This is a genomic window from Gellertiella hungarica (assembly GCF_014197145.1).
Lineage (GTDB): Bacteria > Pseudomonadota > Alphaproteobacteria > Rhizobiales > Rhizobiaceae > Gellertiella > Gellertiella hungarica.
On record NZ_JACIEZ010000015.1, the window covers coordinates 1 to 15,667 of the forward strand.

Here is a 15,667-nt window from a genome sequence, read left to right on the forward strand (position 1 = left end):
ACCGACTATCGGGATATGACCACGCGGCTGGCTCTGCTGCATGAGAAGCTGGGGAAACTTGCGGCGGAAAAACTGGAGCTTCAGGAAGAGCTCGCAAACGCGCCGCAGGGCGGCAGCTATAGTGCAAACGTCGCTGCCCTCTTGGGTGAAGGCGATAGCACGTCTAGCACTGTAGGAAAACGCGCTCGACTTCGCGAGCTTGTTGCAGAAGAGCGAGATTTGGAGCAGGCCGTCAGCATCGTTGAGCGTCGGCGCGCCGAGCGAATTAGCCCTGCATCTGTTGCCGCCTGCAATGCGGCGCGCCCCGAGTACGGAAAGCGAGTGGCTGTATTCATTGAAGCCCTGCGGGCCGCGAAGGATGCCTACAATGCAGTAGATGAAGTTCCTGATGCATTGGAGCGCCAGGGGGCGCAAATCGGGTATCTCCACCCGGTGCGGGTTCCGTTCTTCGCTGGCAATGATAATGCGATGACCCGTCTTATCGCTGAAGCGAAAGAGGCTGGCCATGTCGGTTGAGCGTGCGGTTTCAAAGTCTGGAACGCGCGAGCGCCTCGTCACAATGCCTGGTGGCGCGGCAATCCGCACATCGGCAACGGCGCGAGAGATCGCGGAAAAGTTGCGCGCGCGGTCGAAGCTAGCCGAAGCCGAGGCCAAGCTGCGGAAGTATGAAAATGGCCGATAATATCGAAGGTTATGTCGCCCGCTTCAATCGCGAGGCGGTAATTGCCGGAGCCTGGCGTGAAGTGCTGGCTCCGGGCTGCTTCACAAGATCATTGCGCGACTTCCCCGACGTAGTCGCGTTGCTGGACCACGACAGCGGCCGGGTGATCGGCAGGACTTCGGCGGGAACTCTAGAGCTTTCTGAAGACGCGCAGGGGCTTCGCTTCAGGCTTCTGCCTGATCCCTCCACGCCATCCGGCCAGGAAGCAATTGGCACGGTGCGCCGCGGTGATGTGCGAGGCTGCTCCTTCGGCTTCTTTGTCACCGACGAAGAGTGGCAGGATGGCGGCAAGCGCCTTCCGCTTCGCATTATCAAGGATGTCGAGCTCTTCGAAGTCACGTTGACCGCCTTTCCGGCCTACGGCGACGACACGGAAGCTGCCCTTTCGGGCACAGCCGGCGCTGCCGCCCGTGCCGCGGCGAAGATGCGGGCCCGCGGCATCACCTCCTGAGGGAGGGGTGGGTCCGATCTCTGGCCCGATCCGGCCGCCGTATCGGCGATGGGCAAACGCGCACATTTCCGCAATTCAAAATATGGGTGGTATCCAATGGCTCGACCTCGAAAACCGCTCGCGCTAGCCCACGTGACCGGCGCCATTCTGAAAGATCCGCAGCGATATCGCCCGCGGATAGAACCAAACTCATCGTCACCAATAGGTGGCCCGCCAGATTTCATGGATTCCGCGGCTGCAACTGCTTGGCGCGAACTGGCGGACGAACTTCCGTGGCTCAACAGCTCGCACCGCGGCATCTTGGAGATCACATCCATTCTTAGAGCCCAGATGGCGCGCCAGACGTTGTGCACCTCGGGCCTAAACCTGCTGCGACTTTGCCTTGGTCAGCTGGGCGCTACGCCGGCGACAGCACGTTTCGCATCCATCCTCTGCGACAATCCGGAAGACCCAGCGGATCAGTATTTTAGCTAGCCGGAATGCCGGCTCGCAAATGCGCCGCGGTGGCTTCGGTACAATGAACAACCGCTATAGCAGCCAGAAGGGTTGATATGCCGTATCGACATTTTGCGCCCTGCGCACATTACGAAAATGCAGACTCGGCGGAAATCTTCCGCCGAGTTCGCCAGATGGACCTGTGGGCAAGCGCCAGCAAACATGCTCTTGGCGTGCACCACGATCCAATCATCTCCCCCATTGTTGGAAGCATTCTCACAGCCGCATTCGGAGCAGTACCCGCAGCAGTGCAAGGGATCGTTACTGCCCTTGTCACCACTGCGGCGGTTGGCGGAATTCAGGTAATCGAAGCGAGGCCAAAGTGAGCATTGTGAACATTGTTTTGGGGGAAGATCACGTAACGTTTGTTACGGACACCCGCGCCGTGGTCGCTGGTGGCGTCAAGCGTTTCGACGTGATGAAAACGGCCGTTTTCAATCACATGGCGCTGATGCTGGCTACCCGCGGCAAGCTGTCCGCGCTCGAGAAATACAGCCGCCTGGTGCAGGAGTATAGCACCGACTATCTGACGGCGATCGACGTGGTGAAGGCGCGACTGACGGACGCCGATGAAGAGGTGTTCCTAGGCGGCATATACGGCGGTCGCCCGCGTGCTTGCCGGATCTCCATAGTAGACGGCCGCGCCGAGGTTCTTGACCTGCCTGGCGGATGCGCAACGCCTTCTGTATCGCCGGAGGACTTCGCGAAATACGCCGCGGATCCTATTGCTGGCATGCCAGCGCTGCTGGCCGCCCAGGCTCGCCGCTCTTCGTCCTGTGGTGGTTGGGCCAACGTCGCAACCATGCGCAACGAGAACGGCAAGGTTGTAACCACCAACTACACCATGGCCCGCATTCCGGAAGTGAGGCGGGTTTTGGAGAGGTGATGTGTCGCGGATCTAAGGTGGCGGACCAACCTCGGACTGTGAATTGCGGGCAATCCTAGCGCTGTAACCTTGAGGCATCGAATTTCTGGATGTAACTAACGGAAAGTTGCAAATATGTGATTCGGTTTATGGTTAGAGCGCCATGGGAAGCGGACTTCCCCGATGTATTCGTGAACTGCATGTGGAAGTCACCAAACGCGAAAACCGTTTGCTTGGCCGATCACGCATTATACACGGCTGCGAAGGGGCAGCGGGATATGGACGCTGCGCTGGGCCTTCTTGATGATCTCGTCGTGGAAGACACTATCATGAAGCTTCGCGAGCTCGAAGCAAAGTGCGGTATGAAGCCGAAGCTTATCGCTCCCGCTGCTCAACCAAGCGATTCTAACAACGCACTTGCAATCGGTTATGCAAACTGGCTTGGACACGAACTGGGTTGGGACGTTGACGAGGGCGTTTACCAAATCAAAGATTTCTCCAAGGACAAATTGAATGGCTGGGTCAGAATAGCCCACCGCTCTACGTTCTATGGAGAAATTGACAAGGCGTCACCATATGTCATAGTGGATGACGTTATCACGCTTGGTGGAACATTGGCCGACCTTCGGTCGTTCATCCTCGGGAAAGGCGGCCGTGTTATTGGTATGAGCACAATCGCCTCGAAGGATGGACGTGATGTTCAGATCCGACTTGACAATGATAACCAAACAAAGCTGGAGAAATCATATGGGAGCGATCTTGCAAAATTTTGCCACGAGTTTCTCGGCTTTGATCACAGGGGGTTCACGGGTCCCGAAGCCGATCGAGTTCTCGGTTGTGCGGGTTATGTCGATCTCCGAAAGAAAATCAGCAGAGGCCGTGACGCGGGCAATGCATCGCGAAGCAAGAAACAAGCTTCGCGATAGGCCAAAGAAATTTGCGTAAGTTTAGGGTGCCGAGCGGCACCCTTTTTTGATTGACGAGCAATCAACCAAAGATGTCATCAATGACTTGGTGAGACGGATCAGCCTTTGCATAGGTGTCCATCATCACTTTTGGGCTCGCCCAACCGCCAAGCTTGGATGCCGTAACAGGATCAATACCTTTCTGCACCACCAGTTGGGACGCGGCCAGACGCATGGGCCTACACCTCGGCCTGTCAGGTTGCGTCGAGCTATTTGGCCTCGCCGTCTATTAGGCCTTTAGCAGTAAGATCCTCCACTATAAGCTTCTCCACGTAACTGGCAACGGATCTTCGATCTTGTCTAGCCGCCTTCGCAAGGGCGGCTTTCACATCCGCATCTATACGGATGCCAAGCGCGGCATTTTTCATGGTGTCTCCTCATGTGGTGGCGTTGCGGGTGGTGGCCGCAACTACATTCTTACATTGTTAGCAGATTGCTGTAAATGTCAGTTGACAAGCGCGATCATTTGCAGCAATATGCTAACAATGACAGCAAAAGAGGAGTTGGTGGATGCCGATACATCGAATGGAATGCGAACCTGAAACAACCCTCGGGCTGGAAATGCATCGCGACCTCGATGCCCTCGCGTCATCGCGAAACGGCTGGCCCGCTGGCGCGCTGGACCACATCAATGAAGCGCTTTCGATTATCGGCCAGGCAATCGTCGATGCGCCCGTCACCTGCGAACGAGATGCTGCCAACAAGTTTCGCTTTGCGGCAGATCTGATTGACGCCGAGGCAGGGGAGATGAGGTTAGAGGGTGCCGCCGTGCACACGGCTTTGGATGGTCTGGAAGGACTGCGGCAGGCGCAATGGGCGGAAATTCGCCGGAGGGCGCGGGCATGACCCTAGAAGACGCCGCATAACGAAATTGGCCGCGTATCGGCCCGGTCTTCTAAACCGGACGCCGTAACTGGAGGGGAGATGCGCGTTCGAATCGCGCCGCGGCCGCCACCAATACCAATGGAAAGCGCGACACCACCGGCCCCCACACGAGCCGCGCGCCGTCCAAATTCGCCAGCCGTCACCACCCGCTGACTACCCCCAGCGGCCCCGATCTCGGGGAGCGGCTGGCGAATCTCCCCCGCCTGCCAATTGCCATGCGAAAACCTTGGAAGATCCGCGGGCAGGGGAGAATCCACAAACCAAACGGGCGTCTGAGCTTTTGGGCTCAGCCGTTCGTCTGGCTACAATGTGGCTATTTTATTTTTAGCCAGCTCTGGGGGAGAAGGCTAAGTATTTGATTTTATTGGTCGGGGTGGCCGGATTTGAACCGACGACCCCTTGACCCCCAGTCAAGTGCGCTACCGGGCTGCGCTACACCCCGACCCGCCAAAAGGCTTGCTTGCTTTAAGAGGTTGGCGGCGGAAGCGCAAGCCCAAAAATCATCGACCGGCAGAGAAAGAGGGGATTAAATCCGTGCGCGCGGACAGGCCGCGGCGCTGCCTCTGCCATCGGTTTTCCAGCGCAATGCTTCCCCAGATGATGCCGAGAAGAAGATAGAAATGCCGCCAGTGATCGATGTCGATCACGTTGCCGATGATGACATGACCGAGGACCACCGTCCACGCGATCATCAGGAACGGTTGCCATGGCCGTTCGCGAAGAAGAAGGCGAAACCCCATCAGGAGGCTTGCCAGAACCGTCGTCACGAATGTTGCGAAACCCAGCCAGCCATAACTTGTCAGCGTCTTCAGCCAGATATTGTGCTCATCCTCGCCCAGGGTCTTGCCGAAGACGAGCGGACCGATTCCGAGCGGGTGCTCAAGGGAGAGGCGGAAGCCGATCCTGTGGCGCTCGAAACGTCCGAGATGCCCCCCGTCATAATCCTGCACCAGCTTGGTGCGGTTCGAGAACAGTTCGGAGACCTGCTTGAACTGAAGTGCGACCGCAAGCCCGCCCGCCATCAGCATGGCGGCCAGAAGGGCAAGCGTCATGATCTTCAGGCGAAAGGCCGTGCTCCGCTGCTTCATCAGCATGATAAAGACGAGCATCACCGCGCAGAACAGGAACAGGATCCAGGCCGCCCGCGAGAACGAAAGAAAGATGCCGAGCGCGATCACCAGCAAGGCTGCCGCGCGAAGGGGGATCATCGAGGGACGGCCGTTGAGGAGGCCATAGATCAGGTAGAGGGCAGGGGAGACCAGAAAGGGGCCGAAGACGTTCGGATCCTGAAAGGCACCCTTGGCGCGATCGTAGAGCGTGAACTGCTCCGCCCCCGGAAAGGCGTGGAAATAGCCGAGAATGCCGAGCGTCGCGGTGCCGAGCGCGGCAATCACCCAGCCGGTGAACATGATCTCGAGCCGCTGGTGCCTGTCCTCAATGACCGCGGCATAGAAAACGGACGTCAGCGCCAGAAAGATCGACACGGCCATATAGATCGGCCCGTCGGTGAGGTCCTTCATCTGGGTCAGGGACATCAGGCCGCCGACATTGAAGATCAGCAGCGCGGCAAGGAGGATCGCGACGGTTCGCGAGATCTTCAGTCCGCAGAGGAAGAAGACCGCGATCAGCGCCACCATCATCAGCTCGTAGGGCGCCGGCTCAGAGATCACGAAACCCGAGAGAAATACCCCGAAGGCCGTGAAGAAGGAGGCAAGCTTCTGCCAGGCCGCCTTCTGCGGGCTGAAGGACAGCGCCCCTGTCTCTGCAAGGGCGCTCAATAGGCATTTTCCGTGTTAAGAAGCCGGATCGGCGTGAGCAGCAGGATCTTCAGATCAAAGAACAGCGACCAGTTCTCGATGTAGAAGAGGTCATAGGCCGTGCGGAACTTGATCTTGTCGTCGCTGTCGACCTCGCCACGCCAGCCGTTGATCTGCGCCCAGCCGGTTACGCCCGGCTTCACCCGATGGCGGGCGAAATAGCCTTCGACCACATCGTTGAAACGCCGGTCGCGGGTCTGCGCCTCGACCGCATGAGGGCGAGGTCCGACCAGCGAAAGGTCGCCGCGCAAGACGTTGAAGAGCTGAGGCAGCTCGTCGATCGAGGTCTTGCGGATGAAGCGGCCGACCTTGGTCACGCGCGGATCGCCCTTGGTCACGGCCATCTTCGCCGTCGGATCGCTCATTTCCGTATACATGGAGCGGAACTTGAGAACGTTGATGACCTCGTTGTTGAAGCCATGCCGTTTCTGCACGAAGAGCACCGGACCCTTCGAATCGAGCTTGATCGCTATCGCGGTCGCGACCATCACCGGCCACAGAAGGAAGAGGGCACCCAGGCAGAACACGATGTCGAAGACGCGCTTGGCGACCGAATCCCAGTCGCGGATCGGCTTGTCGAAGATGTCGAGCATCGGCACGCTGCCCACATGCGAATAGGCGCGCGGGCGAAAATGCAGCTTGTTTGCATGGGCGGCAAGACGGATGTCCAGCGGCAGAACCCAGAGCTTCTTCAGCAGATGCAGGATGCGGGCTTCGGCGGTGATCGGCAGCGAGATGATCAGCATGTCGAGGCGCGCGAGGCGCGCAAACTCGACGAGCTCGTCGATGGTGCCGAGCTTCGGATAGCCGGCCACGATCACGGGGGAACGGCTGTCGTCACGGTCATCGAAGATGCCGCAGATCCGGATGTCGTTCTCCGGTTGCTGTTCGAGCGAGCGGATGAGCTGCTTTGCAGCCTCTCCGCCACCCACGATGACGGCGCGGCGTTCCATGGTTCCGTCGCGGGCCCAGTGCTTTACCGCATAGGCGATGATCAGGCGCTCGATCGTGAGAAAGACGATGCCGGAGCCAAGCCAGGTCAACAGGAAGCCGCGGTCGAACCAGCCGCCGGACCGCGAGAAATAGTAGCCGATGGTGACAAGCCCCATGACACCGAGCCAGGAGCCAAGCACGCGCGGAAGCATTTTCAGAGCGCCGCGCATCGCCTGGACCTGATAGGCATCGACGATCTGGAGGAAGAGAACGGTCATGACCGGCGCAAAGACCAGCGAGCCGAGGATGTGGTTGGAGAACAGCGTGCCTGCCGTACCGGCGAAGAAGTGGGACGCGCAGCCGACAGCCAGCAGGCAAAGCCCTTCGAAAATGCGGATCTCTCCGATCAGCATGCTGGGCGAATGGCTGTGTTCGCGAAACTGTTCCGCGATCTGTCGAGCGAAGGCATTCAGCTCCGTGCGCGCGCGCTGAGACGCTCCCGAAGCCTGCTGTTCGGACATTGAACGACGGATCTCGTCCAGATCGATGGGGCTTTTGGGTTGCGGCTGGCTCATGTCATGGACCTCACAAGTGGTCCGACGCTAGCAGTAAGCCCCTAAGAAAGATTTACGCCAAAATAGTTCATTTGTACCGTTTTGATGCGTCAAAACGGGTCCGGTGGCTTTCTGCATCGACGTTCAGGCGGTCAAGCCGCGATAGATCTCCATGATGCTGCGGGCCATGGTTGCCGCCGAATAGCGGGCCTTGAAGCTGTCGGGGCGGGGCATGTTGGCTGCATGCCAGCCGGGGCGAGTGAGCGCATCGACCATGACGCGCGAGAGGTCGGCTGCGTCGCCGGGAATGGTGAGTGCCGGATTGTCCTGGCCGAGAACCTCCGGAATGCCGCCGACGCGCGTTGCAATCAGCGTCTTGCCGGCGGCCAGCGCCTCCAGAACGATGTAGGGCATGGCCTCCGCCCTCGAGGGAACGACGAGAATGTTCGAGGTGCGGAAGGCATCGCGGGCCGGCATGGGCGGCAGCATGCCGATCCGATTTCCCAGGCCGCTCGTCCGGATCTGATGCTTGTATTTTTCCCGATCCGGTCCGTCGCCCGCGATCAGGGCCAGCAGGGGGCGTCCCAATGCCCGTTCCGTCATTGCGAAGGCATCGATGAACACATCGGGTCCCTTCAGGTCGCGCAGCATCCCGACATAGAGGAAATCCACCGAATCGGACTGGGTCGGGACGGGAACGAATTCAGCATCGCTGATGCCGTTATAGACCATGCGGAACGGCACCCGGGGGATGCCGAGCTTTTCCTCATAGGTGCGCCGTTCGTAATCGCACACGAAGACGAGCTGATCCGACAGCCGCTCGAGAAATCGGTCGAGGCTGAGGGCCACGAGGCCGACCGGGCTTCGGCGGCTGTAGTGAAGCGTCCCTCCATGAGGCGTATAAAGGCGGGCTACGCGATACCTTTGAACCCGCAGGGCTGAGCCGATGAGCCGGGCAATGGCGCCACCCTTGGCGCCGTGCCCGTGCAGGACATCAGGCTGCAAACTTTTGATCTCTCTGTAACTCCTGAGCAGCGCGCCGATATCGCTCGGCGTGATCGCGCGCTGGATGGTCATGCGCACGATGCCGAGGGAAAGATAAGGCGCAAGCTCCCTTATCTGCCTTTCCTCGTATTCGCCGCCCGTGTTGTTGTCGCACAGGATGCCGACCTGGTGCCCCTGCTTGCTGTGTTCGATGACAAGATCGCGCACATGCCTGAAGATGCCGCCTACCGGAGATCGGAAGCAATGAATGATGCGCAGCGGCTTGTCCTGTTGCATGTGCCCTCAAAACAGACGCTCGCGCACGTAGATGGTATCCCCGGCCAGGACCGGATCGGTGATGGGGACCCGACCCGTCAGGATCTGGCCATTGATCTTGCGCGTCACGTCGACATCGCGCATCGCGGCGCGGGGCGAATAGCCTCCCGCAACAGCAATGGCGTTCTGGATCGTCATGCCGGGCACGTAGGAATACTGGCCAGCCTGGCCCACTTCGCCCATGACGAAGATGGAGCGGTACCGATCCACCTCGATGGATACATCCGGATCGCGCAGATAGCCCTGCTGCAGTTTCTGGGCGATAGCCTTCTCGAGCTTGGGAAGGGTCTGGCCGCGGGCAGGCACCTGTCCGATCAGCGGGAAGGCGATGTAGCCGGCCTGGTCCACGGTATAGGTATTCGAAAGGCCGGGCTGCTCGAAGACGGTGATCCGCAGCCGGTCGCCGGAATCGAGCGTGTAGGGCTGGATCGATGCTTCGTTGAAGGCACGGCTGGGCGGGCTATAGGTGGTGCAGCCGGGCAGAATGGCTGCCGCAGCCATGAGCGCCAACGCCACGATATGTCCTGTCCTGTGGGATGCCATTGCCAATTGTCCGCCTCATCGCGAGTCTGGACTTTGTTATCGTTCCGTTAGGGTTAATGGCTGGTAAATGTACGGAGAAACTTTCCTGTTTTATGTCGGGCGGCACGATTAACGCGCGATTTACCATACCTCTTTACTATCCCGCGGATGTATCGAGGCGGAGTGTGACATGCCGGATGGAACGGTGAGCCAGCAGGATGTGGATATTGACCTGAAGCAGCTTCTGGGCGCGATCTGGCAGCGCAGGCTTCGCATTCTGGCCCTGACGGCAACGGTCTCCGCCCTGGCGTTCGTCGGGGCCAATCTTGCCACCCCCAGCTACCAGAGCGAGGCACGCCTGCTGATCGAACCGCGGGCACCCGCCTTTTCCAAGACGGAGCAGGCCGGGGGAGACACGCAGCCTCTTCTGGATGAGCTGAACATCGCCAGCCAGGTGCAGGTGCTGAGTTCCGCCGATCTGATTAAGCGGGTTGCAAGTGAGCTGAACCTCTCCGGCCTCTCCGAATTCGACAGCTCGCGGTCGCTGTCCACCCGCATTCTCCGGGCGCTTCACCTGAAGAAGGCCGATACGGAGCTGACACCCGAGGAGAGGGTGGTCGACAAGTTCATCGAGAAGCTCCAGGTCTATCAGGTCGAGAAGTCGCGGGTGATCGGGATCCAGTTCAATTCGGAAGATCCCAAGCTCGCCGCCGCCATTCCGAATACGATGATGAAGATCTATTCGCTGATGCAGAGCGACGCCAAGATCGATTCGAATTTCGAGGCGACCCAGTGGCTCGAGCCGGAGATCGCCACCCTGCGGCAGAAGGTGCAGGAGGCGGAGAAAAAGGTCGCCGATTACCGGGCGATGAAGGACATTCCCCAGTCGGGGGATACGGGTTCGCTCGCGGCCCAGCAGCTGAAGGACATTTCGACCGAACTGGCCCGGGTGCGGTCGGATGGGGCGAGCGCAACGGCACGCGCCGCGGCAGTGCGCAACGCATTGGCCAGCGGCGGATCGGCCGATACGCTGGCCGATATCGCCAATTCCGCCCTGATGCAGAAGCTGAAGGAGACGGAGGCCAATCTCAAGGCGCAGATCGCCGATCTCTCCACCACGCTCCTGAACAGTCATCCGCGCCTCAAGGCGCTGCGCTCCCAGCTCGGGGGCGTGCAGGTGCAGATCCGGCAGGAAACGACCAAGATTCTCTCCTCCATCGAAAACGAGGCCAAGGTCGCCAAGCTGCGCGAGGAGGAGCTTGTCCGGCAGCTCGATGCCGCAAAGGTGGATGCTGCCCGCACCAGCGAGCAGGAGGTGGGCCTGAAGGCGCTCGAACGCGAGGCGAATGCGCAGCGCCAGCTTCTGGAAACCTATCTGGCGCGCTACCGCGAGGCGGCCTCGCGCTCCGGCAAGAACTCGAGCCCGGCCGATGCGCGCGTCATCTCCAATGCCATCGAGCCACGCGAGCCGACCTTCCCGAAGATCCTGCCGATCACCATCATCGCAGGTCTTGCGACCTTCATCCTCAGCGCGGTGACCATCCTGCTGATGGAGCTTTTCTCCGGCAGGGCCCTCAAGCCGGCCGTTCCGCTGATCCCGCGGGAAGAGGATGTGACCGTTCCCGCGCGCGCCGAAAAGGCGCCGCGCATGCCGGATCCCCTCCCGATGCCTGCAGTCGAGGCGCCTGCGGCAAAGCCCGTCGACGCACCGCCGCCGGCCGCCGTCGCGGAGGCGCCGCCGGTGAAAGAGGAAGAGGTGGCCATCGCCGGTCCCGAGGCGGAGGTAGACGGCGACTATTCCATCGAGGCGGTCGCCCGCCACATCACCGCAGCCCGCATCCCGGTCGCCTTCGGCCTGTCGCCGACCGGTGACGACGGCTCCACCTCCATGGTCATGCTGGCGCGCCAGATTGCGGAGATCGGTCCGTCCGTCATCCTGATCGACATGACGTCCACCCTTCTGCCGACGCGCCTGATGGCGGCCGACCGCTATCTGCCCGGCATCACCGACCTGCTGACCGGCGATGCGGCCTTCGGCGAAACCATCCATTCCGATCGTCTGTCCAATGCACATGTCGTGCCCCGCGGACGTGCGGAGCTCGAGGAAGCCATGCGGGGTGCCGAGCGGCTGTCGATCATCATCGGTGCGCTCTCCGATGCCTATGATGTCGTCCTCGTGGAATGCGGACAGACGACAGTTGAGGCGCTGGCACGCCTGACGCGCAATCCCTCCGAGCACATCGTACTCTCCATGCCGGTGCCGGACGAAGAGATGCTCGCCACCCTGATCGGCGACTGTGCGGATGCTGGCTATTCGGAACTGATGCTGATGGCGGACCCGCGCGCGACAGCCCCGAAGGGATGGCTATCCCGCATGTCGAAGGGGCAGGCGGCCTGACGCTCCGCAGGTCCCTCGGAGCTGACGGTCAGGCCGGCTCTTCACCGGTCTCCGGCTCTGACGCGCCGGCAGCGGTTCTCCGCTGGCGCAGCCGCTGCAACGCCCCATAAAGCCGGGGGCGCGCCTTGATTTCCGCCACTGCCCTTACCGCCAGCCGGTGAATGCCTGCGGACAGGTGGCCGAGGAGCGTGATGGGCACCAGCACATCGTAATGCACCGTTTCCACCGTGCACCAGGACCGCTTGTAGTTCTGGTCGCCGATGCCGAAGTCGAAGATGCTGGCGCCCTCGTGGCAGGCCTGCTCGATCACATACCAGAACAGGAATTCTCCCGGGCTGGCCTCGGGCAGCAGGTCGTCGCGGATCGAACCGAACTGGCAGATCACGTGATCGCCCTTGCGCGACGTCCCGGTGACCGCGAGGATCGGACCGCCGTCCTCCTTCAGCCGCAGCGCGTGAAGTCGCAGCGGATAATCCGCATCATCCCTTGGCGCATCCAGCAGGGCGTGAAAGAAGGCCCGGACCGGCGCATCGGCAAAGACATCCGGAAGACCCTGGGCCTTGAAACGCTCCGCCTTCTGGCGGAAGAACTCGTCAAGCAATGCGTGCTGTTCTGCAGGCTCCAGCGTGTCGATGACAAGGTATCCGCCTGCCTCCTCCAGTCGCCGCTGCTGGAGACGGAACTTCTTGCGCCGCCGCTTGGCATTGACCTGCCGGAGCGTGTCCTCGAAACTCTGGAAGAGCGGCACCTGGAAGGCGCGGTTCTGGTTTTCGGTATGGGAAAGATAGGCCAGCGGAGACAGCCGCTCGCGCCACTGGAGCGGCACCCGCTCCAGAACCATGAGATCCGCCCTGCCTTTCAGGGCCTGTCGGATGCCGTTCCCGAGAGCATCGGGATCGATCCTTGCAGCGGGATCGAAAAGCCCGCCATTGATGTTGCTGTAGGCGCTGCCGATATAGCCGGCGACATGGCTGCCCCGCCTCCTGGCGATGACCAGCGGCAGGATCATCACCGTCCTGCCACCCGCACGGCCTTCCACCAGCGCCAGGCGCAGACCCGGATGGGCCCGGACCCAGGCGGAACACCAGTCATATCCCTGGTGCATCGAAACAGAGGGATCTCGTTCCAGCGCGCGCCAGGCCGCTTCGAGCGCTTCCATGCGCTCATGCACCCGCATCTCCAGCCGCTCCGTTTCGCCGGCGGCAGGCGGCAGCAGGGGTGGCTTAGCCTGCAGGATCATGCGGCTGGAGCTCAAGGGCGGTCCTGTCTCGAATGGGTGCAATGTCGGGGCGATCTTGCCCGCGCAATCGATAAGATTGTTTTAATGTACAACCATAGCCCAGTTCAGGGTTTCTGGCGCGGGCCTGCCATCCACTTGATGATCAGCATGGCTGGCAGGATCCAGAGCAGGCCGGAGAGGGCGAAATAGAGAAGGTGGACCCAGCCGGACGACGAGCCGAGATAGGCCGAGGCAAAGCTCGTGGCAAGCAGCGCATACAGAATGACGAGAACGACGATCAGGATTGTGCCAATCAGTTTCTTCAGGCGCAGCGGCATGCTCTTCATTCCTCGGGTGGGCGATGGGTTGTCGACGCGTCTTCATATAGCCCCCGCGACGGCGTGCCGCAAACCTCCGGGCCTTGTTTTATGGACCCGTGTGATGCACATCATGCCGCACGTGAAGGAGAATGCGACATCATGGCAGCAGCGGCATTTGAAAGCCTTGTACTGAAGGGGATCGAGAAGCAGGAGCGCGACCGTCGAGCCATTCGCATATGGCTGGGATGCGTGCTTGTTGCTCTCTTTGCGCTCGTGCTCGTGGGGGGCGCAACCCGCCTGACCGATTCCGGTCTGTCCATCACCGAATGGAAGCCGATCCATGGGGTCATTCCCCCTCTCAATGCGGCGGAATGGCAGGAAGAGTTCGAGCTCTACAAGAAGATACCGGAATACGCCCAGATCAACGCCGGCATGACGGTCGACGAGTTCAAGCGCATCTTCTGGTGGGAGTGGGCGCACCGGCTCATTGCGCGCTCCATCGGCCTCATCTTCGCGCTGCCGCTTGCCTTCTTCTGGTTGACCGGGCGGATCGAGAGCCGCCTGAAGGCACCTCTCGTGGGCATTCTGGCGCTCGGCGGCCTGCAGGGCTTCATCGGATGGTGGATGGTCTCCTCCGGCCTGTCGGTGCGCACCGACGTCAGCCAGTATCGTCTGGCCGTGCATCTGACCATGGCCTGCATCATCTTCGCTTCCACCATGTGGGTCATGCGCGCCGTGACCCCGCATGAGGAAGCGCCCGCCCGATATTCGTCTTCCATCCGCATGGCGATGGTGCTGGCGCTCTTTGCGCTCTTTCAGATTTACCTGGGGGCGCTCGTGGCGGGCCTCGATGCCGGTTTTTCCTACAACACCTGGCCTTTGATGGACGGCGCCGTCATTCCGGGCGATCTGTTCATCCAGAATCCGTGGTGGATCAACCTGTTCGAAAACCCGAAGACCGTGCAGTTCGTGCACCGGCTCGGCGCCTACGTGCTCTTCGGCCTGACGCTGTATCACCTGTTCCAGGTAAACCGCGAACTGCCGGGCACGGCCCATGCGCGCCGCTCCATCCTGCTTTTCGGTCTGGTGCTCGCCCAGGCCGGCCTCGGCATCATGACCCTGCTGACCGAGGTACAGATCCACACCGCGCTTACCCATCAGGCCGGTGCCATCGTCGTGCTTGGCTTTGCGGTCGCCCACTGGCGCGGCTTCAAGGGGGCATACCCGCTCCAGACGGCCATCGTCGAGCGCAGTTGAACTCCAGGGACCCGTCAAACGACAATGGCGGCCCCTTGGGCCGCCATTTCTGTTTTGTTCGGCCTCAGCCGAAACGATAGGCAGAATAGGGTTTGCCGAGGAAATCCGTCTCGAAGATCTTGCGGCCACGGTCGGGACCGGCTGCGCCCGCCGCCACGAAGAGCGGCACGAGATGATCGTGGTCGGGCACATGGCACGCCCGCGCGTCGGGGTTCTCCTCCCAGCGGGCGAGCGTGGCATTGCGGGTCTCGGGATCGCCGGCTTCCACTGCTTCCGTCAGCCATCGGTCGAAGCGCTTTGCCTCTTCCACATGGTCGGGCTCGTCGGAGCGGAATTTGCGCATGTTGTGATAGCTCATGCCCGACCCGATGATGAGGATGTCCTCGTTCCGGAGCCGCTCCAGCGCCTTGCCGAGCTTCAGGTGGGTGGCAGCGGAGAGATCGTTGTCGAGCGACATCATGACGATCGGCACATCGGCATCGGGATAGATGAGCATGAAGGGAATGAAGACGCCATGATCGAAGCCCCGTTCGGCATCGGCCCGGGTCTCGATCCCCGCTTCAGAGAGAACTTCGCGCACATGCTCGGCCACATCGGGCGCGCCCCGAGCGGGATAGCGAAGCTCGTAGGTGTGGGGCGGAAAGTTGTAGTAGTCGTAGAGCATGCCCGGTTGGGAAGCCGTGCTCACGGCGACCTTCGGCTCTTTCTCCCAATGGCCCGAGACCACCAGAACAGCCTTCGGCTTGCCGCCGAAATCGCCGGAGAGCCCGCGCAGAAAGGTGCCCAGGTCGTCCCAGGGACCCTTGCCTGCGGCATTCTTGGGAAAATCCATGAACGGCCAGGGGCCGCCTCCATGGGGAATGAAATAGACGGGCAGCTTCCGATTCGACATGACCATACCTCTGGCAAACCTGTGCCAAGGATATAGGCCATCCCGATTGTTCA

16 protein-coding genes and 1 tRNA gene are annotated in these 15,667 nt (G+C 60.9%); 8 read left to right on the top strand and 9 right to left on the bottom strand.

Features of this window, described 5'->3' with window-relative positions; all coding sequences use genetic code 11:
* From GGR23_RS21285 to GGR23_RS21300, 4 genes are all read left to right on the top strand, one after another.
* Positions 1 to 516, top strand: a 516-nt coding sequence (locus GGR23_RS21285) for a hypothetical protein (protein WP_425486198.1), incomplete at its 5' end; no start/stop codon positions are given.
* Between the two features lie 155 nt (positions 517 to 671).
* Positions 672 to 1,172: an HK97 family phage prohead protease gene (locus tag GGR23_RS21290; protein ID WP_183368348.1), complete on the top strand. Its 501-nt coding sequence runs from the start codon at positions 672 to 674 to the stop codon at positions 1,170 to 1,172.
* Positions 1,173 to 1,989: 817 nt separating this feature from the next.
* Positions 1,990 to 2,553, top strand: coding sequence for a hypothetical protein (locus tag GGR23_RS21295; protein ID WP_183368349.1), 564 nt, complete (start codon positions 1,990 to 1,992; stop codon positions 2,551 to 2,553).
* 212 nt (positions 2,554 to 2,765) lie between these two features.
* On the top strand, positions 2,766 to 3,458 hold the full coding sequence (locus GGR23_RS21300) for a phosphoribosyltransferase (protein WP_183368350.1): 693 nt from the start codon (positions 2,766 to 2,768) through the stop codon (positions 3,456 to 3,458).
* 61 nt (positions 3,459 to 3,519) lie between these two features.
* On the opposite strand, the gene GGR23_RS21305 is transcribed toward GGR23_RS21300, so the two are convergent.
* The gene (locus GGR23_RS21305; RefSeq protein WP_183368351.1) at positions 3,520 to 3,672 is read right to left on the bottom strand and encodes a hypothetical protein; all 153 of its coding nucleotides are present in this window, start codon (positions 3,670 to 3,672) and stop codon (positions 3,520 to 3,522) included.
* Between the two features lie 121 nt (positions 3,673 to 3,793).
* On the opposite strand from GGR23_RS21305, the gene GGR23_RS21310 reads away from it, so the two are divergent.
* Entirely contained in the window at positions 3,794 to 4,039 is a 246-nt protein-coding gene (locus GGR23_RS21310) for a hypothetical protein (protein ID WP_183368352.1), read from the top strand.
* Positions 4,023 to 4,343: a hypothetical protein gene (locus tag GGR23_RS21315; protein WP_183368353.1), complete on the top strand. Its 321-nt coding sequence runs from the start codon at positions 4,023 to 4,025 to the stop codon at positions 4,341 to 4,343. The genes GGR23_RS21310 and GGR23_RS21315 overlap by 17 nt, the downstream gene beginning before the upstream one ends.
* A gap of 404 nt (positions 4,344 to 4,747) precedes the next feature.
* Here GGR23_RS21315 and GGR23_RS21320 read toward each other — a convergent pair.
* From GGR23_RS21320 to GGR23_RS21340, 5 genes are all read right to left on the bottom strand, one after another.
* A tRNA-Pro gene (locus GGR23_RS21320) sits at positions 4,748 to 4,824 on the bottom strand.
* A 58-nt stretch (positions 4,825 to 4,882) separates the two neighbouring features.
* Positions 4,883 to 6,160, bottom strand: a complete 1,278-nt coding sequence (locus GGR23_RS21325; RefSeq protein ID WP_183368354.1) for an O-antigen ligase family protein — start codon at positions 6,158 to 6,160, stop codon at positions 4,883 to 4,885.
* Positions 6,157 to 7,707, bottom strand: coding sequence for an undecaprenyl-phosphate glucose phosphotransferase (locus GGR23_RS21330; protein ID WP_183368355.1), 1,551 nt, complete (start codon positions 7,705 to 7,707; stop codon positions 6,157 to 6,159). Before GGR23_RS21330 ends, GGR23_RS21325 begins: the two co-directional genes overlap by 4 nt.
* A gap of 123 nt (positions 7,708 to 7,830) precedes the next feature.
* Complete coding sequence (locus GGR23_RS21335; RefSeq protein ID WP_183368356.1) at positions 7,831 to 8,967, bottom strand: glycosyltransferase family 4 protein; 1,137 nt, start codon at positions 8,965 to 8,967, stop codon at positions 7,831 to 7,833.
* A 6-nt stretch (positions 8,968 to 8,973) separates the two neighbouring features.
* Entirely contained in the window at positions 8,974 to 9,507 is a 534-nt protein-coding gene (locus tag GGR23_RS21340; protein ID WP_382340867.1) for a polysaccharide biosynthesis/export family protein, read from the bottom strand.
* A 211-nt stretch (positions 9,508 to 9,718) separates the two neighbouring features.
* Here GGR23_RS21340 and GGR23_RS21345 point away from each other — a divergent pair, with 211 nt between their 5' ends.
* Positions 9,719 to 11,926: a GumC family protein gene (locus GGR23_RS21345; protein WP_183368358.1), complete on the top strand. Its 2,208-nt coding sequence runs from the start codon at positions 9,719 to 9,721 to the stop codon at positions 11,924 to 11,926.
* A gap of 28 nt (positions 11,927 to 11,954) precedes the next feature.
* On the opposite strand, the gene GGR23_RS21350 is transcribed toward GGR23_RS21345, so the two are convergent.
* Positions 11,955 to 13,181 carry a GNAT family N-acetyltransferase gene (locus GGR23_RS21350; protein WP_183368359.1) on the bottom strand — a complete coding sequence of 409 codons (1,227 nt, stop codon included), beginning with the start codon at positions 13,179 to 13,181 and terminating at the stop codon, positions 11,955 to 11,957.
* An 89-nt stretch (positions 13,182 to 13,270) separates the two neighbouring features.
* On the bottom strand, positions 13,271 to 13,483 hold the full coding sequence (locus GGR23_RS21355) for a DUF2842 domain-containing protein (protein ID WP_183368360.1): 213 nt from the start codon (positions 13,481 to 13,483) through the stop codon (positions 13,271 to 13,273).
* Between the two features lie 141 nt (positions 13,484 to 13,624).
* On the opposite strand from GGR23_RS21355, the gene GGR23_RS21360 reads away from it, so the two are divergent.
* Complete coding sequence (locus GGR23_RS21360; protein ID WP_183368361.1) at positions 13,625 to 14,722, top strand: COX15/CtaA family protein; 1,098 nt, start codon at positions 13,625 to 13,627, stop codon at positions 14,720 to 14,722.
* A gap of 64 nt (positions 14,723 to 14,786) precedes the next feature.
* On the opposite strand, the gene GGR23_RS21365 is transcribed toward GGR23_RS21360, so the two are convergent.
* On the bottom strand, positions 14,787 to 15,614 hold the full coding sequence (locus GGR23_RS21365; protein ID WP_183368362.1) for a DODA-type extradiol aromatic ring-opening family dioxygenase: 828 nt from the start codon (positions 15,612 to 15,614) through the stop codon (positions 14,787 to 14,789).
* Positions 15,615 to 15,667 lie beyond the last annotated feature (53 nt).

What these genes read in the sequence shown, in the direction of transcription:
- GGR23_RS21330 (WP_183368355.1), bottom strand. Translation starts at nt 7,707, where the DNA reads ATGAGCCAGCCGCAACCCAAAAGCCCCATCGATCTGGACGAGATCCGT.
- GGR23_RS21315 (WP_183368353.1), top strand. Translation starts at nt 4,023, where the DNA reads ATGGAATGCGAACCTGAAACAACCCTCGGGCTGGAAATGCATCGCGAC.
- GGR23_RS21365 (WP_183368362.1), bottom strand. Translation starts at nt 15,614, where the DNA reads ATGTCGAATCGGAAGCTGCCCGTCTATTTCATTCCCCATGGAGGCGGC.
- GGR23_RS21305 (WP_183368351.1), bottom strand. Translation starts at nt 3,672, where the DNA reads ATGCGTCTGGCCGCGTCCCAACTGGTGGTGCAGAAAGGTATTGATCCT.
- GGR23_RS21360 (WP_183368361.1), top strand. Translation starts at nt 13,625, where the DNA reads ATGGCAGCAGCGGCATTTGAAAGCCTTGTACTGAAGGGGATCGAGAAG.
- GGR23_RS21290 (WP_183368348.1), top strand. Translation starts at nt 672, where the DNA reads ATGGCCGATAATATCGAAGGTTATGTCGCCCGCTTCAATCGCGAGGCG.
- GGR23_RS21345 (WP_183368358.1), top strand. Translation starts at nt 9,719, where the DNA reads ATGCCGGATGGAACGGTGAGCCAGCAGGATGTGGATATTGACCTGAAG.
- GGR23_RS21335 (WP_183368356.1), bottom strand. Translation starts at nt 8,967, where the DNA reads ATGCAACAGGACAAGCCGCTGCGCATCATTCATTGCTTCCGATCTCCG.
- GGR23_RS21340 (WP_382340867.1), bottom strand. Translation starts at nt 9,507, where the DNA reads ATGGCTGCGGCAGCCATTCTGCCCGGCTGCACCACCTATAGCCCGCCC.
- GGR23_RS21355 (WP_183368360.1), bottom strand. Translation starts at nt 13,483, where the DNA reads ATGCCGCTGCGCCTGAAGAAACTGATTGGCACAATCCTGATCGTCGTT.